Consider the following 19,992-nt stretch of genomic DNA (forward strand, 5'->3'; position numbering starts at 1 on the left):
GATTCTCGGCGCCCGCTATTTGACGCCGTGGGAACCCACCGTCGCCGGGCGGGCCGCGGTGTGCGGCCCGCCCGGCGACGAGGGGGGACAGATCACTTCGAGTAGAGCTCGACGATCAGCTGCTCCTGCAGCGGCACATCGATCTGCGCGCGCTCGGGGAGCTGGTGGACGAGGATCCGCAGGGTCGTCGGGACGACCTGCAGCCACGCCGGGACGGGACGCTCGCCGAGGGTCTCCTGGGCGATCTCGTACCAGTCCATCTTGGTCGACTTGGGGCGGACGTCGACGATGTCGTACTGCGAGACGCGGTAGCTCGGGATGGTCACCTTCTGGTCGTTGACCAGGAAGTGGCCGTGCGCCACGAGCTGACGGGCCTGGCGACGCGTCCGTGCGAGACCCGCGCGGTACACGACGTTGTCCAGTCGCGACTCGAGGATCTGCAGGAGGTTCTCACCGGTCTTGCCGGCGCGGCGGTTCGCCTCCTCGTAGTAACGACGGAACTGCTTCTCCATCACGCCGTAGGTGAAGCGGGCCTTCTGCTTCTCCTGCAGCTGGGTGCGGTACTCGGACTCCTTGATCCGCGCGCGGCCGTGGTGACCGGGCGGGAAGGGCCGACGCTCGAATGCGGTGTCTCCACCCACGAGGTCCACGCCCAGACGGCGGGACTTGCGGGTGGCGGGGCCGGTGTAACGTGCCATGATTTAGTGCGTTCCTTCCGGCTCAGACTCGACGCCGCTTGGGCGGACGACAGCCGTTGTGGGGCTGGGGGGTGACATCGGAGATCGTGCCCACCTCCAGGCCGGCGGCCTGGAGCGAGCGGATCGCGGTCTCACGTCCCGAGCCGGGGCCCTTGACGAACACGTCGACCTTCTTGACGCCGTGCTCCTGCGCCTTGCGGGCCACGTTCTCGGCGGCGAGCTGGGCGGCGAAGGGCGTCGACTTGCGCGAGCCCTTGAAGCCGACGTGGCCGGAGGACGCCCATGCGAGGACGCCACCGGACGGGTCGGTGATCGAGACGATGGTGTTGTTGAACGTGCTCTTGATGTGGGCCTGGCCCAGCGGCACATTCTTCTTATCCTTGCGACGGCCCGTCTTCTTGGGGCCCGCAGCGCGTGACTTGGGGGGCATTACTTCTTCTTTCCGGCGACGGTCTTCTTCGGACCCTTACGGGTGCGGGCGTTGGTCTTGGTGCGCTGACCACGGACGGGCAGGCCACGACGGTGACGCAGTCCCTGGTAACTACCGATCTCGATCTTCCGGCGGATGTCGCCCTGGATCTCGCGGCGGAGGTCACCCTCCACCTTGTAGTTGCCCTCGATGTCGTCACGAAGGACGGTCAGCTGCTCGTCGGACAGGTCCTTGGTGCGCAGGTCCGGGCTGATGCCCGTACGCTCCAGGATCTCCAACGACCGGGTGCGACCGATGCCGAAAATGTAGGTGAGCGCGATCTCCATGCGCTTGTCGCGTGGGAGATCGACGCCGGCAAGGCGTGCCATGTGGCGTATCTCTTTCGTCGTGCGGTAGGTCTGCTCCCCGACCGTCCCCGTGCCGGATGGTCATCTCACGATGAGCACCCGTCCGGGGCCCCGGCCTCCGCAACCGGGGGTATGCACCCGCCGTCCCTCGACGAGGGGCGGCGGCTGGTGCGGGGAGTTGAGCGTCTTTACTTGTAGCGGTAGACGATCCGACCCCGGGTCAGGTCGTAGGGCGAGAGCTCCACGACGACGCGGTCTTCCGGCAGGATGCGGATGTAGTGCTGCCGCATCTTGCCGCTGATGTGTGCGAGGACCTTGTGCCCGTTCTCGAGCTCGATGCGGAACATAGCGTTCGGCAACGGCTCAACGACACGGCCCTCGACCTCGATGGCTCCGTCTTTCTTTGCCATGCTGGTTACGGTCCTCCACGATTCCCCGGGTGACGTCTACCGGATTCTCGGTGCACTGGTGGGCACACCGACGTATAAGCCTACGTCAGCTCGGGGGTCTGCGCCAATCGGGCCGCAGGCGCCCCCTCGGTCGTCACGGAACCGGACGCTCAGACGTAACAGGCGCGCCCCGCCGGCACCCCGTCGAAGCGCTGCTGGAGCCAGTTCATCGCCGTGGGCAGCTTCTCCACCGCACCCATGAGGTGCTCCGGCGCGAGACCGGGCTCCCAGGTCAGCGGTGCGCCCTCCCGGCAGTATCGCTTGGCAGTCTCCTCCGCGTCCCAGAACGGCACGAGCGGGTCGGTCCCGGAATGCCACATGAACACCGGGACCCGGGGTACGTCCGGACTCTGGCGGATGCTGTTCTCCGCGAACGCCCGCATGAGCCCCTCCTCCGCCAGGAGATCGCCGCCCCGGAGGACCATCGGGACGGACCGGAACGCCCCGAATGTCAGCAGCGTCGCCGTGCACCGTCCCTTCAGCTGGCTGTAGAGCGCCCATCCGTCCGGGGTGAGCTTCTCCTCGAGTCGGATGGCCTCCGGGTACTCCCGCGCCATGCCGACGGCCGCCGCGAACGCCAACCCGAACGCCGGGTGCGGCCAGTTCCCGACCATCCGCGCCATCGTGGTCATGTCGGTCGGGACACCGCCCTGTGCCACGCCGACCAGGTTCACGTCGGGGGCGTAGTCGTCGTGCAGGAGGGACACCCATGCACTCGCGATGCCGCCCCCGGAGTAGCCGAGGGCGCCGAACCGGCTGTGCCTGGAATCGAAGCGGGGGTCGTCCCGGACCGCTCGCATCCCGTCCAGCACGATGCGGCCCGACAGCTGCCCGCCGGGGTAGGCGACCTTCGGACCGAGATGGTCCGGGATGATCACCGTCCACCCCTGGTCCAGGCGCGCCCGCAGGAACACCATGGCGTTGTCCTGCACGGTCTCGAGCGTCGGGTGCACCAGGGTCTCGGTGGGTGCGCAACGCTGGCCCAACGCGTTGAGATAATGCTGGTAGCTCAACACCGGGCCGTCGGGCCGGGCGTGAGGTGGCCGGACGACGGTCGCGGTGGCCAGTAGTGGCCGGTCCCGCGAGTCGGTCGACCGGTAGGCGATCTCGGTGACCCGGTACCCGAGGAAGGCCGGCATGGTCACGACCCTCGAGTTGATGACCTCACCGAGCGGGGCGTCCGCGAGGGCCTGTGGATCCGCGTGGTAGAAGGGCCCCGGCTGAGGATCGGCCTCGATGGACCCCGCGCCACCCTCCATGACGGACTGGGCGGCCGACGTCGGCACGCCCGGCCCCGCGACATGGGCCAGGACCACAGCGAGCGCCACGACCAGCGCGGCGGCCCCCTGCACGACCGATCGGAGCGGGACAGACGCCTGCTGAGCGAGCATGCAGAGACCTTTCGAAGGAAATGTTCACTACCGGCACACACTCTAACCCGCGGCGACCGAACCCCACGGGTAATCGTCCCCGCTCCCCGGGGATCACTCCCCTGTCGCGGATCGCCCTCAGTCGCGCGGGCGCGGAGTGAGGATTCGGGGACCGTCCGCCGTCACGGCGACCGTGTGTTCCCAGTGTGACGCCGGCGATCCGTCCACGGTGACCACGGTCCAGTCATCGGAGAGCGTTCTGGTGTCGGTCTCCCCTCCGAGCACGAGCATCGGCTCGATGGCCAGGACCGACCCCTCCTGGAGCCTGGGGCCCTTGCCGGGCTTGCCCTCGTTGGCCAGGAACGGCCACTCATGCATCTCGCGACCGATCCCGTGACCGCCGAACCCGTCGACGATCCCCAGGGTGACACCGTGACGCTCTTCCGCACGTCGGGTCGCCACCTCCAGGGCGTGGGAGACGTCCGTGAGCTTGTTCCCCGGCAGCATAGCCAGGATGCCCTCCTCGAGGACCTCCCGGGTCGCCTCGTTGAGCGTCGCGACCCCCGGGTCGAGCGTGCCCACACCGAAGGACCACGCGGAGTCCCCGTGCCAGCCGTCGAGGATGGCACCGCAGTCGACGGAGACGAGGTCGCCCTCCCCCAGGACGGTCCCGGGCCCGGGGATCCCGTGGACCACGACCTCGTTGACCGACGAACAGATGGATCCCGGGAACCCCTCGTATCCCTTGAAGGACGGGATCGCGCCGGCCTCACGGATCAACTGCTCCACCACCTCGTCGAGATCACCGGTGGTGGCACCGGGGACCGCGGCCTCGCGGGCGGCGACCAGGGCACGCCCGACGATGCGGCCCGCGGCCTCCATCGCATCGAGCTCACCCGGGGTGCGCGCGATGACCGCGCTCTTACGGGAGCGTCCGAACACGGCGGACGTCAGCGCCCCAGCGCGGCGAGAGCGCGTGCGTTGATCTCCTCGACCTCACCCACGGCGTCGATGCTCTTGACCTCACCCGCGTAGTACTCGAGCAGTGGGGCCGTCTCGGACCGGTACACCGACATCCGATTACGGATCACGTCCTCGGTGTCGTCCTCACGGCCGCGGGCGAGCATCCGCTTCACCACCGTGTCGTCGTCGACCTTGAACTCGAGGACGGCGTCGAGGGAGTGACCCGCCCCGCGGAGCATCTCCTTGAGGGCGTCCGCCTGCGCGGCGCTGCGCGGGTAGCCGTCGAGGAGGAACCCCTCGGTGGCGTCGGGCTCGGCGATACGGGCCTCGACCATGCGGTTCGTCACCTCGGCGGGGACCAGGTTGCCGGCATCGATGTAGGTCTTGGCCTCCCTGCCCAGGTCGGTGCCCTGGGAGATGTTGGCGCGGAACAGATCACCGGTCGAGATGTGCGGTACGCCGAGCTTCTCCGACAGCAGAGCCGCCTGGGTTCCCTTGCCGGCTCCGGGGGGGCCGAGGAGGACGAGACGCATGGTGGGGACCAGCCTTTCTACGATTGGATTGCTCGGACGAGGCCGCGCCTACTTGAGGAAGCCCTCGTAATTGCGCTGCATCAGCTGCGCCTCGATCTGCTTCACCGTGTCGAGGCCCACGGAGACCATGATGAGCACAGCGGTGCCGCCGAACGGCATGTTCTGGAGATCTCCACCCCCGCTGCCCATGTCGAGGAAGACGTTGGGCAGTACCGCGATCAGTCCGAGATAGAGCGAACCGAACAGCAGGATCCGGTTGAGGACGTAGCCCAGGTACTCCGCCGTGGGGCGGCCCGGTCGGATCCCCGGGATGAACCCGCCGTACTTCTTCATGTTCTCGGCCTGCTCCATCGGGTCGAACTGGATGGCCACGTAGAAGTACGCGAAGAAGATGATGAGGGCGAAGTACAGGAGGATGTAACCCCAGCTGGAGGGGTTCTGCAGATACTGCATCACGTACCGCTGCCAGAACCCGTCGCCCGACGGCTCGGGACCCTGGATCAACTGGGTGATGAGGATCGGGACGTACATGAGGGAGGACGCGAAGATCACCGGGATGACGCCGGCCTGGTTGACCTTGAGCGGTAGGTAGGTGGAGGTGCCGCCGTACTGGCGGCGTCCCACCATCCGCTTGGCGTACTGGACCGGGATCCGTCGCTGCCCCTGCTCGACGAACACGACGGCGACGACGATGAGGACGACGGCCAACATGACCGCCGCGAACTTCATGGTCGACGAGTTCTGGTAGATGTTCACACCCTCGGCCGGGATCCGGGATGCGATACCGGCGAAGATGAGCAGCGACATACCGTTGCCCACGCCGCGGTCCGTGATCAGCTCGCCGAACCACATGACGAGGGCGGCGCCGGCGGTCATCACGATGACGATGGTGACCAGGGTGAGGATGCTGTCGTCCATGAGCACGGACTGGCCGTTACCGAGGAGCTGACCCCGGTCCGCCAGTGCGACGATGCCCGCGGACTGGAGGACGGCGAGCGCGATCGTCAGATAACGCGTGTACTGCGTCATCTTGGCCTGACCGGACTGCCCCTCCTTCTTCAACTGCTCGAAGTACGGGATCACGACGGTGAGCAGCTGCACGATGATGCTCGCGGTGATGAACGGCATGATGCCGATCGCGAACACGGACAGCTGCAGCAACGCACCACCGGAGAAGAGGTTCACCAGCGAGAACAACTGCGCGTTGTCGCCGGTCATCGCTGTGTCGAGCAGGCCCCGGAGCTTGGGGTAGTCGACGCCGGGTGACGGGATCTGCGCGCCGATCCGGTAGAGGATGATGATCCCGAGGGTGAAGAAGATCTTCTTCCTCAGATCGCGGTCCTTGATCGCGGACGCGAGTGCGGAGAGCACATGTCCTCCTGGTCATGGTCGGCCACTGGCCGCCGGTCGTCGAAAGCAGATGCGCCGGGGGACGTCGGGCCAGCCTTCCGGCAGACACCGATCCCGATACGCACAACGGGAAAACTCTATCAAGACGAGTGCAGGGGCCGGGTCCGAGACTCTCGGACCCGACCCCTGCACCCTTCATCGGTCCGCGGACGGACCGAGCGGGGAATCAGGCCCCGGCCTCCGACACGCTTCCGCCGGCAGCCTCGATCTTGCTCTTGGCCGAGGCGGAAACCTTGTCGACGGTCAGGGTGACGGCAACGGAGATGTCCCCGTCGCCCAGAACCTTGACCGGCTGGTTCTTACGGACGGCTCCCGCGGCCACGAGCTCGGCCACGCCGACCTCCCCGCCGTTCGGGAACAACCGCTGGATGTCGGCCACGTTGACGACCTGGAAGACGACCTTGTTGCGGTTCTTGAAGCCCTTGAGCTTCGGGAGCCGCATGTGGATCGGCATCTGGCCGCCCTCGAACGCCGCGGGGACGTTCTTACGCGCCTTCGTACCCTTGGTGCCGCGGCCGGCGGTCTTGCCCCGCTTGCCGCCTTCGCCGCGACCCACACGGATCTTCTCGGCGTGCGACCCGGGAGCCGGGCGCAGGTGATGCAACTTGATGGTCATGCTCACTCCGTCTCTTCGACCACGACGAGGTGGTTCACGACGTTGATGAGACCCCGGGTCTGCGCGTTGTCCTCACGCACGACCGTCTTCCGGATGCCCTTGAGGCCGAGCGTACGCAGGGAGTCCCGCTGGTTCTTCTTGGTCCCCACGGTCCCACGGACCTGGGTGATCTTGAGGTTAGCCATGATCTAGGCCCCCTGTCCGGCACGCGCACGGAGCATGCCCGCGGGCGCGACGTCCTCGATCGGCAGGCCACGACGAGCCGCGACCTCCTCGGGACGGTGCAGACCCTTGAGCGCCGCCACGGTCGCGTGGACCACGTTGATGGCGTTGTCCGACCCCAGCGACTTGCACAGGATGTCGTTCACGCCCGCGCACTCGAGCACGGCGCGAGCGGCACCTCCGGCGATCACACCGGTACCCGGAGAGGCGGGACGGAGCATGACGACACCGGCCGCGGCCTCACCCTGGATCGGGTGCGGAATGGTCGAGGCGATGAGCGGAACGCGGAAGAAGTTCTTGCGAGCCTCCTCCGATCCCTTCTGGATCGCCGCCGGCACCTCCTTGGCCTTGCCGTAGCCGACGCCGACCATGCCGTTGCCGTCACCGAGGATCACGAGAGCGGTGAAGCTGAAACGCCGACCACCCTTGACGACCTTGGAGACACGGTTGATGGTGACGACGCGCTCGATGTACTGCGACTTCTCCTCGTCGCGTCCGCGACGATCGTCGCGGCCCCGACCACGACCGCGGTCTCCGCCGCGGCCCTGGGCGTTGTCGGTGGTGGTCTTGTTGTCTGCGGCGGGGCCGTTGCTTCCGCCGTCACGACGCTGACGTCCCGGCATCAGACGGTCCTTCCGTTAGCGAACAGTGCAGTGGTGTTGGTCATCAGAACTCCAGCCCACCCTCGCGGGCGGCGTCGGCGAGCGACGCGATCCGGCCGTGGTACTTGTTGCCACCACGGTCGAACACGACGGCGTCGATGCCGGCGGCCTTGGCGCGCTCGGCCAGGAGCTGGCCGACCTTGGCGCTGCGGGCCTTCTTGTCGCCCTCAAGGGAGCGCACATCCGCCTCGATGGTGGATGCCGCGGCCAGCGTGTGGCCGGCCAGATCGTCGACGATCTGGGCGTGGATGTGGCGGGAGGACCTGTTGACGACCAACCGCGGACGCTCCGGCGTGCCGGAGACCTTCTTGCGGAGGCGGTAGTGGCGCCGGGCGCGACCCTCTCGACGTGCGGTCGAGGCATCGGTTCCCAGCGGGGAACGCTTCTTGGTGCTGCTCATGATCACTTACCCGTCTTTCCGACCTTGCGACGGACCTGCTCGCCAGCGTAGCGGATGCCCTTGCCCTTGTACGGGTCGTGCTTCCGCAGTCGCTTGATGTTGGCGGCGATCTGGCCCACCTGCTGCTTGTCGATTCCGGAGATCGAGAACTTCGTCGCGCCGTCGACGGCGAAGGTGATGCCGTCGGGGGCGGTGACCGGAACCGGATGCGAGTAGCCCAGTGCGAACTCGAGATCCCGGCCCTTGGCCACGACGCGGTAACCGACGCCGAAGATCTCCATGTCCTGCTTGTACCCCTCGGTGACGCCCACGACCATGTTGTTGACCAGCGAGCGGGAGAGGCCGTGCAGGGAGCGGTTGTCCCGGTGATCGTCGGGACGGTTCACCGTGATGGTGCCCTCCTCGATCGAGACCGAGATGTCACCGGGCAGGACCTGGGTGAGTTCACCCTTGGGGCCCTTGACGGTGATGGTCTGGCCGTCGACCTTGATGTCGACACCGGACGGGACGGTGATCGGAGCCTTGCCGATACGTGACATTTCTCGCCCCCCTTACCAGACGTGGGCGAGGACTTCCCCGCCCACCTTCTTGTTGTTCGCCTGGCGGTCCGTGAGCAGACCCTGGGACGTCGAGATGATCGCGACGCCCAGGCCTCCGAGGACCTTGGGCAGTTCGGTGGACTTGGCGTACACGCGCAGGCCCGGCTTCGAGATGCGCTTGATGCCCTGGATGCTGCGCTGGCGCGAGGGTCCGTACTTGAGGTCGATGGTGAGCTTCTTGCCCACCTCGGCGTCCTCGACGGTGTAGCCCGCGATGTAACCCTCCTGCTGGAGGATCGCAGCGATGTTGCCCTTGAGCTTCGAATGCGGCATCGACACGGTGTCGTGGAACGCCGAATTGGCGTTACGCACACGCGTCAGCATGTCCGCGATGGGATCGGTCATCGACATGGATGGACCATGTTCCTTTCTCGTAACGGTTCCCATGCAACACGTTCCGTGCGGCGACCTGTGGGCCGCGCACGTCCGTCGTGGGCCTATCACGAAGAGTGCGAATGTTCTCTTGTATGGGATCCGGAGCCCCTCGGGGCGTTCCGGTGTTCCCGCCGCGTCCGGTGCTCTTCTCACCGGGTCGCGACCAGACGACTGGGCCGTCTGCCCGCCGCCGGGGACCCGCGATGCGGTGCCCCGGCGAGGACGGCCGGTCCGGCCGGGAGGAGAAGGTCAGTTCTCCTTGAAGGGGAACCCGAGCTGCTTGAGCAGCTCGCGGCCCTCTTCGTCGTTCGTCGCCGTGGTGACGACCGTGATGTCCATACCGCGGGGACGGTCGACCTTGTCGACGTCGATCTCGTAGAACATCGTCTGCTCGTTGAGGCCGAACGTGTAGTTGCCGTGGCCGTCGAACTGCTTGCCGGAGAGGCCGCGGAAGTCACGGATACGCGGCAGCGCGACGGTCGTGAGGCGGTCCAGGAACTCCCACATACGGTCACCGCGCAGGGTGACCCGCGCGCCGATCGGCATGCCCTCACGCAGCTTGAACTGCGCGATGGACTTGCGGGCCCGACGGACCTCCGGCTTCTGACCGGTGATCAGGGTGAGATCGTTGAGAGCGCCGTTGATGAGCTTGGCGTCGCGGGCGGCGTCACCGACACCCATGTTGACGACGACCTTCACGACACCCGGGATCTGCATGACGTTCGCGTACTCGAACGTCTCGTTGAGCGCCGGACGGATCTCGCTGCGGTACCTGGCCTTGAGGCGAGGGGTGTAACCGGTGGGAAGAGCGGTCTCGGTCATGGTCACAGGTCCTTCCCGGTCTTGCGCGAGACACGGACGCGCTTGCCGTTCTCGTCGGTGCGGATTCCGACCCGGGTCGGGGTGCCGTCGGCGTCCACGACCATCACGTTGGACACGTGGATCGGGGCCTCCTGCGTGACGATGCCGCCCGAGGAGGCGCCGCGCTCGGCAGCCGAGTTGGAGGTGTGCTTCTTGATGCGGTTGACGCCCTCGACGAGGACCTTCTCCTGCGCCGGGAAGGCCTGGATGACCTTGCCCTTGGCGCCCTTGTCCTTGCCGGAGATGACCAGCACCGTGTCGCCCTTGTGAACCTTCATGTCAGAGCACCTCCGGAGCCAGCGAGACGATCCGCATGAACTTCTTGTCGCGCAGTTCGCGGCCGACCGGCCCGAAGATGCGCGTTCCACGCGGGTCGTTGTCGTTCTTGATGATGACGGCGGCGTTCTCGTCGAACTTGATGTACGAGCCGTCCGGGCGACGGCGCTCCTTGGCGGTGCGCACGATGACGGCCTTGACGACCTCACCCTTCTTGACGTTGCCACCGGGGATGGCGTCCTTGACGGTGGCGACGATGATGTCGCCCACGCCTGCGTAGCGGCGCTTCGAACCGCCGAGAACGCGGATGCAGAGAATCTCCTTGGCACCCGTGTTGTCGGCGACCTTCAGCCGCGACTCCTGCTGGATCATGGTTCTCCTGACCAGGTCTGTTCAATGTGTGCCGGATACCGACCCGACACACGCGGTCATGCCACCCGCAGCCGCGTGACAACGCGACAGGTCGGGCAACTGCTCCAGTGTAGGGGTCGGGCGGACTCTGACCCAAATCCCGGTCAGCTGCCGCTCGACCCGGCCGACCCTGATCCCCCGAGCGATCCAGTGGATCCGGTCGAGCCGGATGACCCCGCCGAGCCCGGCGCGCCGCCCCCCACTCCCCTGGCCGCGCTGAGCCCGTTGGGTACGGCCTCCGGCAGACCGGAGAGCACGTGGTCCATCCCCGGCAGCATCTCGGTGACGAACACCGGCCAATTGTGGATCCCGGTCGGCATGTAGTTCATCCGCAGGTCGACACCGGGGACCAAGGCGAGCGCCGCCTCCAGATCCCGGGTGCTCTCGTACGAGCCCTTCTCCAGGATGTGTCCGTCGATGAGGACGACCTCGTTGCTGCCGAAGCGACCGAGCTCGCTGGATCCCACGAGGCCGGTGGCCGCGCTGAGGTAGACCGCCTTGTCCGCCAGCCCGGAGGGATCGGCGACAGTGTCGTGTTCCACCCACGCCTGCGAACCGCGGGGTCCCCACATGTTGGTGACGTCACCGTTTCGCGCGGCCACCGTGAGCCGCGCATACTGGTAACCCAGTTCGTCCTGGGTCGAATACGCGCCGCTCACGCCTGCCACCGCGTCGAACATCTCGTTCCGGTTGGCCAGATGTAGCGCCGCCGACGCACCCATCGACAGTCCCATGACTCCCCAGCCCCCGTTGTGGGCCAGCGGCTCCGCGGTACCCGGCAGCCCTGCCTCGAGCAGGGGTGGCAACTCCTCGGTGAGGAACGTCTCCCAGTTGTTGGGCCCCAGGACGGGGTCGTCGTCAAGCCAGTCCGACCACATCGACGCGGGACCTCCCGTAGGGACGATCACGTTCACGGCCCGGTCGCGCAGAGCCGGGTCCCCCCAACCCATCCCCGTACTCCACCCCGAGGGCACCTCGCTGCCGACGCCGTCGAGGAAGTACACGTTGGGGGCGTCGAGCCCTGCCGGGGCGCGGTACACCTCGAGACGGATCGGACGCTGCATGGACTCCGACGTCACGGTCCACACCTCGGCCCTGCGGTCGACCTCGCTCGTCGATCCCGGGAAGAGAGGCTCGACCCGCAGGACGGCCGACGACGTGATGGACGAGTCGCGAGTCGCTCGCGGGCCGGCCGGGGGCTGCGAACTACCGGGGCGTGGGAAGTCGCTGGAGCCGATCGCACCGACAGAGCCGAGGACGGACGTCAGCGGGATCGGAGCGCCGAGCTGTGTCAGCGCGGCGACACTGAGCGACGGCACACCGAACAGACTCCCCGGCGTCACGCTGGGAACCAGCGAACCCGGGTCCACGGAGCCCGGGCCGACAGAGCCTTGGCCGACGGAGCCGGGACCGGCGGAGCCCGGCCCCGGACTCTGGGCTCCCGCCGGAGGCACTCCCGCGGCCGCCATCGCTACCACCGCCGTGCCGACGGCCAGTCTGCGCAGGTCGACACGCCGCCCACCGGGCCCACTCCCCTGTCGACCTGTACGCGGTCCGATTCCCATGTGGCGATCCTGTCTCTCCGGCAGCGTCCGAATGTTGACACACTACATTGGTGTCGTTACACAACGGTGATCCGTTACCGGCACCGTCCGGGTACACAGGTGGCGACGGACGCAGAACGGCCCGGCCCCGGATTCCCGGGGCCGGGCCGTTCTCGTGATGCTGTGTGATGCTGGGAGGGGACTTACTTGGCCCGCTCCAGCACCTCGACCAGGCGGTACCGCTTGGACGCGGACAGCGGGCGGGTCTCCATGATCCGCACGCGGTCCCCGACACCGGCGGTGTTGGTCTCGTCGTGGGCCTTGACGCGCTCGGTACGACGCATGATCTTGCCGTACAGCGGGTGCTTCACGCGATCCTCGAGCTCGACGACGATGGTCTTCTCCATCTTGTCGGACACGACGTACCCGATGCGCACCTTGCGGCTGTTGCGCTCGGCGTTCTCGTTGGACTCAGTCACAACTGTTTCCTTGTCACTCACTTGGCATCACCCGGCGCCGCCGACAGACCGAGCTCGCGCTCGCGAATGACGGTGTAGATGCGAGCGATGTCGTGGCGAACGACACGCAGGCGACGGTTGTTGGTCAGCTGCCCGGTGGCCATCTGGAAGCGCAGGTTGAACAGCTCCTCCTTGGCCTCGCGCAGGCGCGCGGTCAGCGCGTCCGCATCGAGCTCACGCAGCTCGGGGGCGGTGGTTCCACTAGCCATCAGAACTGCTCCTCCCGGGTCACGATGCGGGTCTTGCACGGGAGTTTGTGCTGCGCGCGGCGCAGGGCCTCGCGAGCGGTCTCCTCGTTCGGGTACGACATCTCGAACAGGATGCGGCCCGGCTTGACGTTGGCCACCCACCACTCGACGGAACCCTTACCGGAACCCATCCGAACCTCGGCGGGCTTCTTGGTCAGGGGGCGGTCCGGGTAGATGTTGATCCACACCTTGCCGCCACGCTTGATGTGGCGGTTGATGGCGATACGAGCGGACTCGATCTGACGGTTGGTGACGTAGGCCGGCTCGAGGGCCTGGATGCCGTAGTCACCGAAGGTCACCTTGGTGCCACCCTTTGCCCCGCCCTTACGGCCGGGGTGGTGCTGCTTGCGGTGCTTGACGCGCTTGGGGATAAGCACTGTCACGCCTCCCTGGTCTGGTTCTGCGGTGCCTCGGCAGGAGCCTCGGCGGCCGAGCCGGAACCGGCGCGGCCGGTCTCGGTGCTGGTCGCAGTGGTGCCCTGGGCCCCGGAGCGACGCGGGCGGCCTGCGCCACGCTCGCGGCGGGGACCGCGGTCGGCACCGCCACGGTTGTTGGACTGGGCGTACTGATCGGACTCGCGACGACCGCCGACCACGTCACCCTTGTAGATCCACACCTTGACGCCGATACGACCGAAGGTCGTCTTGGCCTCGTAGGTGCCGTAGTCGATCTCGGCACGCAGGGTGTGCAGGGGGACCCGGCCCTCGTGGTACCGCTCCGAACGGGACATCTCGGCGCCGCCGAGACGGCCCGAGCAGACCACCTTGATGCCCTTGACCTGGGGCTGGCGCATGGCCGACTGGATGCCCTTGCGCATCGCACGGCGGAACGCCACGCGATTCGAGAGCTGCTCGGCGATGCCCTGGGCGACGAGCTGGGAGTCGGCCTCGGTGTTCTTGATCTCGAGGATGTTGAGGTGGACCTGCTTGGCGGTGAGCTTCTCGAGCTCCCCGCGCAGGCGGTCCGCCTCGGCGCCACGACGACCGATCACGATGCCCGGGCGGGCCGTGTGGATGTCCACGTGGACCCGGTCACGGGTACGGGAGATGTCGACTCCCGAGATGCCGGCCCGCTCCATGCCCTTGGAGAGCAGCTCGCGGATCTTGATGTCCTCGGCGACGTAGTCGGCGTACTGCTTGTCGGCGAACCACTTGGACGTCCAGTCCGAGGTGATGCCGAGACGGAAGCCGTGCGGCTGGATCTTCTGTCCCATTTAGCGGGCACCTCCCTGGTTGCGACGTGCCCGGCCGGAGCCGGCCTTCTCGGGCACGCTGGTCACCTCGATGGTGATGTGGCTCGTGCGCTTACGCACGCGGAACGCACGACCCTGGGCACGCGGACGGAAACGCTTGAGGGTCGGGCCCTCATCGGCGTACGCGGCCGAGACCACGAGGGTCCGGGGGTCCAGGTCGAGGTTGTTCTCGGCATTGGCCATCGCGGACGCGAGGACCTTGGCGACCGGCTCGCTGGCAGCCTGCGGGGCGAACCGCAGGGTGTTCAGCGCGTCGGCGGCGTCCTTGCCGCGGATCAGATCGATCACACGACGCGCCTTCATGGGCGTGACGCGGACGAACTTGGCGGTGGCACGAGCGGAGAGCTGCTGCTCGGCCGTCGCCGTGCCGTCGGCGGTCTTCTTCGTATCAGTGCTCATCGACGCTTACTCTTCCGATCGTCCTTGATGTGCCCCTTGAACGTGCGCGTCGGCGCGAACTCGCCGAGCTTGTGACCCACCATCGAGTCGGACACGAACACGGGCACATGCTTACGGCCGTCATGGACGGCGAACGTGTGGCCGATGAAATCGGGCAGGATCGTCGAGCGACGCGACCAGGTCTTGATGACCTGATGAGTGCCCTTGTCGTTCTGCACGTCCACCTTCGCGAGGAGGTGTTCGTCGACGAACGGACCCTTCTTGAGACTACGAGGCATCCTAGTTTCCCTCCTTAACGCTTCTTACCGGTGCGACGGCGACGGACGATCATGCTGTCACTCGCCTTATTGGGCTTGCGGGTCCGGCCCTCGGGCTGGCCCCACGGGCTGACGGGGTGACGTCCACCGGACGTCTTACCCTCGCCACCACCGTGCGGGTGGTCGACGGGGTTCATGACCACACCACGGACGGTCGGGCGAACGCCCTTCCACCGCATGCGGCCGGCCTTACCCCAGTTGATGTTGGCCTGCTCGGCGTTACCGACCTCGCCGATCGTGGCGCGGCAGCGCACGTCGACCCGGCGGATCTCACCCGAGGGCATGCGGAGGGACGCGTAGGTGCCCTCCTTGCCGAGCAGCTGGATACCGGCACCGGCCGCGCGGGCCATCTTGGCGCCGCCACCCGGCCGGAGCTCCACGGCGTGCACCACGGTGCCGGCGGGGATGTTCCGGAGCGGGAGGTTGTTGCCGGTCTTGATGTCGGCGCCTGCGCCCGACTCGACCTTCATGCCCTGCTTGAGGTTGCGCGGGGCCAGGATGTACCGCTTCTCGCCGTCCGCGTAGTGCAGGAGGGCGATGTTGGCGGTGCGGTTCGGGTCGTACTCGATGTGCGCGACGGTGGCGAGCACGCCGTCCTTGTCATTACGACGGAAGTCGATGACACGGTACTGGCGCTTGTGGCCACCGCCCTTGTGGCGGCTGGTGATCCGGCCGTGGCCGTTGCGGCCGCCGGTCTTGCTCAGCGGGCGCAGCAGCGACTTCTCGGGCGTCGAGCGGGTGATCTCGGCGAAGTCCGAGACGCTCGAGCCCCGACGACCGGGGGTCGTGGGCTTGTACTTGCGGATAGCCATGAGGTTCTCTCGTCCTTAACTCTTCCCGCCGTCAGGCGGTCAGACCCGGGATCTCGATGGGCTTGCTGTCAGCCGCGAGGGTCACGATGGCGCGCTTGGTGCTCTTGCGCTGTCCGAACCCGGTGCGGGTGCGCTTGCGCTTGCCCTGACGGTTGGCGGTGTTCACTGACGCAACGGTGACGCCGAAGATCTCCTGGATGGCGATCTTGATCTGCGTCTTGTTGGCGCCCGGGGCCACCTGGAACGTGTACACGCCCTGCTCGAGCAGGCCGTAGGCCTTCTCGGAGACGACCGGGGCGAGAATCACGTCCCGGGGATCGGCGACGGTGCTCACTTGTCGGCCTCCTTCGCTGCCTTGCCGGCGAGTGCACGACTCGCCTGCGTGACGAACGCGTCCAGAGCCTCGACCGAGAACACGACGTCGTCAGCGTGCAGGACGTCGTAGGTGTTGAGCTGATCCGGAGCGATCGGATGGACGTGATCGAGGTTGGCCACGGAACGCCAGGCGGCGACGTCCTCACGACCCACGACGATCAGGATCTTCTTGCGGTCCGACAGGCTGCCCAGGAAGTCGCGGACACCGGCCGTGGACGGCTTCTGTCCCTCGACGAACTCGGTGACCACGTGGAGGCGGTCAGCGGAGACGCGGTCGGAGAGGGCACCGCGGAGCGCGGCGGCCTTCATCTTCTTGGGGGTGCGCTGCGAGTAGTCGCGCGGCTTCGGACCGTGGACCGTGCCGCCGCCGGTGTAGGCGGGGGCGCGGGTCGAGCCCTGACGGGCGCGGCCGGTGCCCTTCTGGCGGAACGGCTTGCGACCGCCGCCCCGGACCTCGCCGCGGGTCTTGGTCGAGTGGGTGCCCTGACGTGCCGCGGCGAGCTGCGCCACGACGACCTGGTGCATCAGGGGCAGGTTGGGCTCGACACCGAAGATCTCGGCGGGGAGCTCGACCGAACCGTCGGTCTTACCCGCCGGGGTACGGACATCCAGCTTGAGGTTCACGGTGTTCTCCGTGGTGGTCATGCGCGCGCACCGCCCTTCACTGCGGAACGGACCATCACGAGGCCGCCGTTACGACCCGGGATGGCTCCCTTGATGAGGAGGACGCCGGCCTCGGCGTCCACCTTGTGGACCTTGAGGTTCATGGTGGTCACGCGATCGTTGCCCATGCGGCCGGACATCTTCTTGCCGCGGAAGACGCGGCCCGGGGTCGAGGCCCCGCCGATGGAACCCGGCTTGCGGTGCACGGCCTGGGTACCGTGCGAGGCGCCCTGACCGGAGAAGCCGTGACGCTTCATGGTGCCGGCGAAGCCCTTGCCCTTCGAGGTGCCCGTGACGTCGACGAATGCGCCGTCCTCGAACACGTCGGCGCCGATCTCCTGGCCGATCTCGAACCCGGCGGCCTGCTCGGCGTTGTCGAGTCGGATCTCGGCGAGGTGACGGCGGGGGGTGACCCCGGCCTTGTCGAACTGACCCGCGAGAGGCTTGGTGACCTTGCGGGGGTCGATCGCGCCGAACGCGATCTGGACGGCGTTGTAGCCGTCGGTCTCTTGGGTACGGATCCCGGTCACGACGCACGGCCCGGCCTTGACGACGGTAACCGGAACCACCCGGTTGTTCTCGTCGAAGACCTGGGTCATGCCGAGCTTGGCGCCCAGGATTCCCTTGATCTCGGTGTTAGTCATCTGTTCACTGTCTCCGCTGCACGTTGCTTGCTGACCGCTACGCGGTCGGAGGTCACTGGATGTTGACGTCGACGCTGGCAGGCAGGTCGATGCGCATGAGCGCGTCCACGGTCTTCGGCGTGGGGTCGAGGATGTCGATCAACCGCTTGTGGGTACGCATCTCGAAGTGCTCACGCGAATCCTTGTACTTGTGCGGCGAGCGGATGACGCAGTACACGTTCTTCTCGGTGGGCAGCGGCACGGGACCGACGACACGAGCACCCGTCCGGGTAACCGTCTCGACGATCTTGCGGGCCGAGGCGTCGATAGCTTCGTGGTCGTAGGCCTTGAGCCGGATGCGGATCTTTTGTCCCGCCACTTCGTCCTCTTCTCTTCCCGCCCGTGAGGGCGGCTGTCGTGAGCGCCCTCGTCATGCGGGGACACTGTGTGTTCGCTTGTCATATGTGACACCGTCTGACCGTCGATCACCCGGTCCCGTGCATCGGTGCTCCATCGTGGAGGCCCCCGCCGCGCGCCCACGGGCGTGACACGACTACGAGACCTCCAGAGGACGGGGTGCCGCATCGATCGCCCGAGGCGAGGATGACGGCGGACCGATCCGCTGCCGCTGTTGACGTGTCACGACGCGTCCACGCGGTCGGGCGTGTCGCCCTCCCACTTTTCCGGCGGGTGATTGCTCACCCGCCCCGGTCGTGCTCGCCCGACCAACCCGGCCATCCCCGGGGGCCATCAGGCCCACACGAGATCGCCGCCTTGTCCGGGCAACTCGACCAGTATGCAGTACATCGGCCTCAAGGGCAAAATCCCCCGGATCGCGCCACCGCGGTTCCCGGGCTCCGACCCCGGCACGCCACCCGCCTGCTTGGGTAGCGTCGGGAGGATCACCGCCCATACCGCCGGAGGAGAACACATCGTGAACAGCAGACGTGAGCCGCGGGACCCCGCCGCCTACAAGCGGGACAGACGCCAGGCAGTGCTCCGGCACCACCCGGATGCCGGCGGCGACCCCGAGGAACTCCTACGCGCTCTCGAGGAGGTGGACCGTCGACACGGGGTGATCGGAGCCGGGCCGGGAGAGCACGGGGCGAGCGCCGAACAGGTCGCCGCCGTCGCCGCCGCGCTCGCTGGGGTGGCCGCGGTGGGGCTGTCGGTCGCGATGAGCTTCCTCGGTCGCCGGAGGTAGACCGGCGACCGCTCCCCCACGGGCCATGAACCGGCCCGATACGCATGAAGGGCGCCCCACCTCTCGGTGGGGCGCCCTTCATGGCTCGGACCGGGACGACACCCGGACCAGTCGATCAGTGGATCACTTGATGATCTTGGTGACCTGACCGGCGCCGACGGTGCGGCCGCCCTCGCGGATCGCGAACCGCAGGCCCTCGTCCATGGCGACCGGCTGGATGAGCTCGACGCTCATCTCGGTGTTGTCGCCCGGCATGACCATCTCGGTGCCCTCGGGGAGGGTCACGACGCCGGTCACGTCCGTGGTGCGGAAGTAGAACTGCGGACGGTAGTTGTTGAAGAACGGCGTGTGGCGGCCGCCCTCGTCCTTGGACAGGATGTACGCCTGACCCTCGAACGTGGTGTGGGGGGTGTAGGCGCCCGGCTTGATGACGACCTGGCCACGCTCGACGTCCTCGCGCTTGAGGCCACGGACGAGCAGACCGACGTTGTCGCCGGCCTCGCCGTAGTCGAGCAGCTTACGGAACATCTCGATGCCCGTGATGGTGGTCTTGGTGGCCTTCTCCTTGATGCCGATGAGCTCGACATCCTCGTTCACGTTGATCTGGCCACGCTCGATACGACCCGTGACGACGGTGCCGCGACCGGTGATCGTGAAGACGTCCTCGACGGGCATGAGGAACGGCTTGTCGGTCTCACGCTCGGGGTCCGGGACGGAGTCGTCGCAGGCCTGCATGAGGTCGCGGATCGCCTGGACCCACTTCTCGTCACCCTCGAGCGCCTTGAGCGCCGAGATGTGGACGACCGGGGCGTCCTCGTCGAACTCCTGCGAGGCCAGCAGCTCGCGGACCTCCATCTCGACGAGCTCGAGGATCTCCTCGTCGTCGACCATGTCGCACTTGTTCAGGGCGACGAGGATGTAGGGCACACCCACCTGGCGGGCGAGCAGCACGTGCTCACGCGTCTGCGGCATGGGGCCGTCGGTGGCCGCCACGACGAGGATCGCGCCGTCCATCTGGGCGGCACCGGTGATCATGTTCTTGATGTAGTCGGCGTGACCGGGGGCGTCGACGTGCGCGTAGTGGCGCTTCTCGGTCTGGTACTCGACGTGGGAGATGTTGATCGTGATACCACGAGCCTTCTCCTCCGGCGCCTTGTCGATCTCGTCGAACGCGAAGGCGTCGTTGAGGTCGGGGTAGGTGTCCGCCAGGACCTTGGTGATGGCCGCGGTGGTGGTGGTCTTGCCGTGGTCGACGTGACCGATGGTGCCGATGTTTACGTGCGGTTTGGTCCGCTCGAACTTCGCCTTCGCCACTTGGTGTCCTCCTGGACTGGTCTGTCCCCACCGGTAGGTGGGCACTGCTTTGTGTGGGATCTGATCTTACTCATCGTGCCGTGTTGAGCACGAACCGGCGG

Annotated in this window: 31 protein-coding genes; 1 reads left to right on the forward strand and 30 read right to left on the reverse strand. The window is 67.2% G+C overall.

The annotated features are described in order from the left end of the window. Window positions 1-92: 92 nt before the first annotated feature. The 29 genes from rpsD to rpsJ form a co-directional block, all read right to left on the reverse strand. Entirely contained in the window at window positions 93-698 is a 606-nt protein-coding gene (rpsD, locus tag L8M95_RS05045; protein ID WP_260488431.1) for a 30S ribosomal protein S4, read from the reverse strand. Window positions 699-720: 22 nt separating this feature from the next. Next, window positions 721-1,128: a 30S ribosomal protein S11 gene (gene rpsK / locus L8M95_RS05050; protein ID WP_260488432.1), complete on the reverse strand. Its 408-nt coding sequence runs from the start codon at window positions 1,126-1,128 to the stop codon at window positions 721-723. Beyond that, complete coding sequence (rpsM, locus tag L8M95_RS05055) at window positions 1,128-1,496, reverse strand: 30S ribosomal protein S13 (protein ID WP_061228302.1); 369 nt, start codon at window positions 1,494-1,496, stop codon at window positions 1,128-1,130. Before rpsM ends, rpsK begins: the two co-directional genes overlap by 1 nt. A gap of 167 nt (window positions 1,497-1,663) precedes the next feature. Beyond that, a complete protein-coding gene (gene infA / locus L8M95_RS05060) occupies window positions 1,664-1,885 on the reverse strand; it encodes a translation initiation factor IF-1 (RefSeq protein ID WP_005140011.1) in 222 nt (73 codons plus the stop codon). A gap of 149 nt (window positions 1,886-2,034) precedes the next feature. Then, window positions 2,035-3,315: a lipase family protein gene (locus L8M95_RS05065; RefSeq protein WP_260488433.1), complete on the reverse strand. Its 1,281-nt coding sequence runs from the start codon at window positions 3,313-3,315 to the stop codon at window positions 2,035-2,037. A 117-nt stretch (window positions 3,316-3,432) separates the two neighbouring features. Next, window positions 3,433-4,236, reverse strand: a complete 804-nt coding sequence (gene map, locus L8M95_RS05070; RefSeq protein WP_260488434.1) for a type I methionyl aminopeptidase — start codon at window positions 4,234-4,236, stop codon at window positions 3,433-3,435. A gap of 8 nt (window positions 4,237-4,244) precedes the next feature. Further along, the gene (locus tag L8M95_RS05075) at window positions 4,245-4,790 is read right to left on the reverse strand and encodes an adenylate kinase (protein WP_260488435.1); all 546 of its coding nucleotides are present in this window, start codon (window positions 4,788-4,790) and stop codon (window positions 4,245-4,247) included. A gap of 48 nt (window positions 4,791-4,838) precedes the next feature. Beyond that, window positions 4,839-6,161: a preprotein translocase subunit SecY gene (gene secY, locus L8M95_RS05080; RefSeq protein WP_260488436.1), complete on the reverse strand. Its 1,323-nt coding sequence runs from the start codon at window positions 6,159-6,161 to the stop codon at window positions 4,839-4,841. 205 nt (window positions 6,162-6,366) lie between these two features. After that, the gene (gene rplO / locus L8M95_RS05085) at window positions 6,367-6,816 is read right to left on the reverse strand and encodes a 50S ribosomal protein L15 (protein ID WP_260488437.1); all 450 of its coding nucleotides are present in this window, start codon (window positions 6,814-6,816) and stop codon (window positions 6,367-6,369) included. Between the two features lie 2 nt (window positions 6,817-6,818). Next, entirely contained in the window at window positions 6,819-7,001 is a 183-nt protein-coding gene (gene rpmD, locus L8M95_RS05090) for a 50S ribosomal protein L30 (protein WP_182631354.1), read from the reverse strand. A 3-nt stretch (window positions 7,002-7,004) separates the two neighbouring features. Continuing rightward, entirely contained in the window at window positions 7,005-7,661 is a 657-nt protein-coding gene (gene rpsE / locus L8M95_RS05095; protein WP_067716652.1) for a 30S ribosomal protein S5, read from the reverse strand. A 43-nt stretch (window positions 7,662-7,704) separates the two neighbouring features. After that, entirely contained in the window at window positions 7,705-8,100 is a 396-nt protein-coding gene (gene rplR, locus L8M95_RS05100; protein WP_260488438.1) for a 50S ribosomal protein L18, read from the reverse strand. A 2-nt stretch (window positions 8,101-8,102) separates the two neighbouring features. Further along, entirely contained in the window at window positions 8,103-8,639 is a 537-nt protein-coding gene (rplF, locus tag L8M95_RS05105; RefSeq protein WP_260488439.1) for a 50S ribosomal protein L6, read from the reverse strand. A 12-nt stretch (window positions 8,640-8,651) separates the two neighbouring features. Further along, a complete protein-coding gene (rpsH, locus tag L8M95_RS05110; RefSeq protein WP_260488440.1) occupies window positions 8,652-9,050 on the reverse strand; it encodes a 30S ribosomal protein S8 in 399 nt (132 codons plus the stop codon). 273 nt (window positions 9,051-9,323) lie between these two features. After that, a complete protein-coding gene (gene rplE / locus L8M95_RS05115) occupies window positions 9,324-9,896 on the reverse strand; it encodes a 50S ribosomal protein L5 (protein ID WP_260488441.1) in 573 nt (190 codons plus the stop codon). A gap of 2 nt (window positions 9,897-9,898) precedes the next feature. Further along, window positions 9,899-10,213 (reverse strand): 50S ribosomal protein L24, encoded by a 315-nt coding sequence (gene rplX, locus L8M95_RS05120; RefSeq protein WP_007628110.1) that lies wholly within the window; start codon window positions 10,211-10,213, stop codon window positions 9,899-9,901. A 1-nt stretch (window position 10,214) separates the two neighbouring features. Beyond that, a complete protein-coding gene (rplN, locus tag L8M95_RS05125; protein WP_007628112.1) occupies window positions 10,215-10,583 on the reverse strand; it encodes a 50S ribosomal protein L14 in 369 nt (122 codons plus the stop codon). A 143-nt stretch (window positions 10,584-10,726) separates the two neighbouring features. After that, the gene (locus L8M95_RS05130) at window positions 10,727-11,941 is read right to left on the reverse strand and encodes an alpha/beta hydrolase family protein (RefSeq protein WP_260488442.1); all 1,215 of its coding nucleotides are present in this window, start codon (window positions 11,939-11,941) and stop codon (window positions 10,727-10,729) included. A gap of 428 nt (window positions 11,942-12,369) precedes the next feature. After that, complete coding sequence (gene rpsQ / locus L8M95_RS05135) at window positions 12,370-12,645, reverse strand: 30S ribosomal protein S17 (protein WP_396119478.1); 276 nt, start codon at window positions 12,643-12,645, stop codon at window positions 12,370-12,372. A 17-nt stretch (window positions 12,646-12,662) separates the two neighbouring features. Further along, on the reverse strand, window positions 12,663-12,893 hold the full coding sequence (rpmC, locus tag L8M95_RS05140) for a 50S ribosomal protein L29 (RefSeq protein WP_017838199.1): 231 nt from the start codon (window positions 12,891-12,893) through the stop codon (window positions 12,663-12,665). After that, window positions 12,893-13,309 carry a 50S ribosomal protein L16 gene (rplP, locus tag L8M95_RS05145; RefSeq protein ID WP_010541175.1) on the reverse strand — a complete coding sequence of 139 codons (417 nt, stop codon included), beginning with the start codon at window positions 13,307-13,309 and terminating at the stop codon, window positions 12,893-12,895. Before rplP ends, rpmC begins: the two co-directional genes overlap by 1 nt. A gap of 2 nt (window positions 13,310-13,311) precedes the next feature. Next, window positions 13,312-14,145, reverse strand: a complete 834-nt coding sequence (gene rpsC / locus L8M95_RS05150) for a 30S ribosomal protein S3 (protein ID WP_260488444.1) — start codon at window positions 14,143-14,145, stop codon at window positions 13,312-13,314. Further along, window positions 14,146-14,583, reverse strand: coding sequence for a 50S ribosomal protein L22 (gene rplV / locus L8M95_RS05155; RefSeq protein WP_260488445.1), 438 nt, complete (start codon window positions 14,581-14,583; stop codon window positions 14,146-14,148). Further along, window positions 14,580-14,861, reverse strand: coding sequence for a 30S ribosomal protein S19 (rpsS, locus tag L8M95_RS05160; RefSeq protein ID WP_007628126.1), 282 nt, complete (start codon window positions 14,859-14,861; stop codon window positions 14,580-14,582). Before rpsS ends, rplV begins: the two co-directional genes overlap by 4 nt. Before the next feature lie 14 nt (window positions 14,862-14,875). Then, window positions 14,876-15,712 carry a 50S ribosomal protein L2 gene (gene rplB / locus L8M95_RS05165; RefSeq protein WP_067716676.1) on the reverse strand — a complete coding sequence of 279 codons (837 nt, stop codon included), beginning with the start codon at window positions 15,710-15,712 and terminating at the stop codon, window positions 14,876-14,878. A gap of 31 nt (window positions 15,713-15,743) precedes the next feature. Next, entirely contained in the window at window positions 15,744-16,046 is a 303-nt protein-coding gene (gene rplW / locus L8M95_RS05170) for a 50S ribosomal protein L23 (protein ID WP_260488446.1), read from the reverse strand. Next, window positions 16,043-16,732: a 50S ribosomal protein L4 gene (gene rplD, locus L8M95_RS05175; RefSeq protein ID WP_260488447.1), complete on the reverse strand. Its 690-nt coding sequence runs from the start codon at window positions 16,730-16,732 to the stop codon at window positions 16,043-16,045. The genes rplW and rplD overlap by 4 nt, the downstream gene beginning before the upstream one ends. After that, window positions 16,729-17,394 (reverse strand): 50S ribosomal protein L3, encoded by a 666-nt coding sequence (gene rplC, locus L8M95_RS05180; protein ID WP_260488448.1) that lies wholly within the window; start codon window positions 17,392-17,394, stop codon window positions 16,729-16,731. The genes rplD and rplC overlap by 4 nt, the downstream gene beginning before the upstream one ends. A gap of 52 nt (window positions 17,395-17,446) precedes the next feature. Then, window positions 17,447-17,752, reverse strand: a complete 306-nt coding sequence (rpsJ, locus tag L8M95_RS05185) for a 30S ribosomal protein S10 (protein WP_003938093.1) — start codon at window positions 17,750-17,752, stop codon at window positions 17,447-17,449. 555 nt (window positions 17,753-18,307) lie between these two features. Between rpsJ and L8M95_RS05190 the strand changes: the two genes are divergently transcribed. After that, entirely contained in the window at window positions 18,308-18,577 is a 270-nt protein-coding gene (locus L8M95_RS05190; protein WP_260488449.1) for a hypothetical protein, read from the forward strand. Between the two features lie 123 nt (window positions 18,578-18,700). Here L8M95_RS05190 and tuf read toward each other — a convergent pair whose 3' ends face one another. After that, window positions 18,701-19,891 (reverse strand): elongation factor Tu, encoded by a 1,191-nt coding sequence (gene tuf / locus L8M95_RS05195; protein ID WP_260488450.1) that lies wholly within the window; start codon window positions 19,889-19,891, stop codon window positions 18,701-18,703. Window positions 19,892-19,992: the final 101 nt, after the last annotated feature.

Source organism: Dietzia sp. B32 (assembly GCF_024732245.1).
In the GTDB taxonomy this organism is placed as follows: domain Bacteria; phylum Actinomycetota; class Actinomycetes; order Mycobacteriales; family Mycobacteriaceae; genus Dietzia.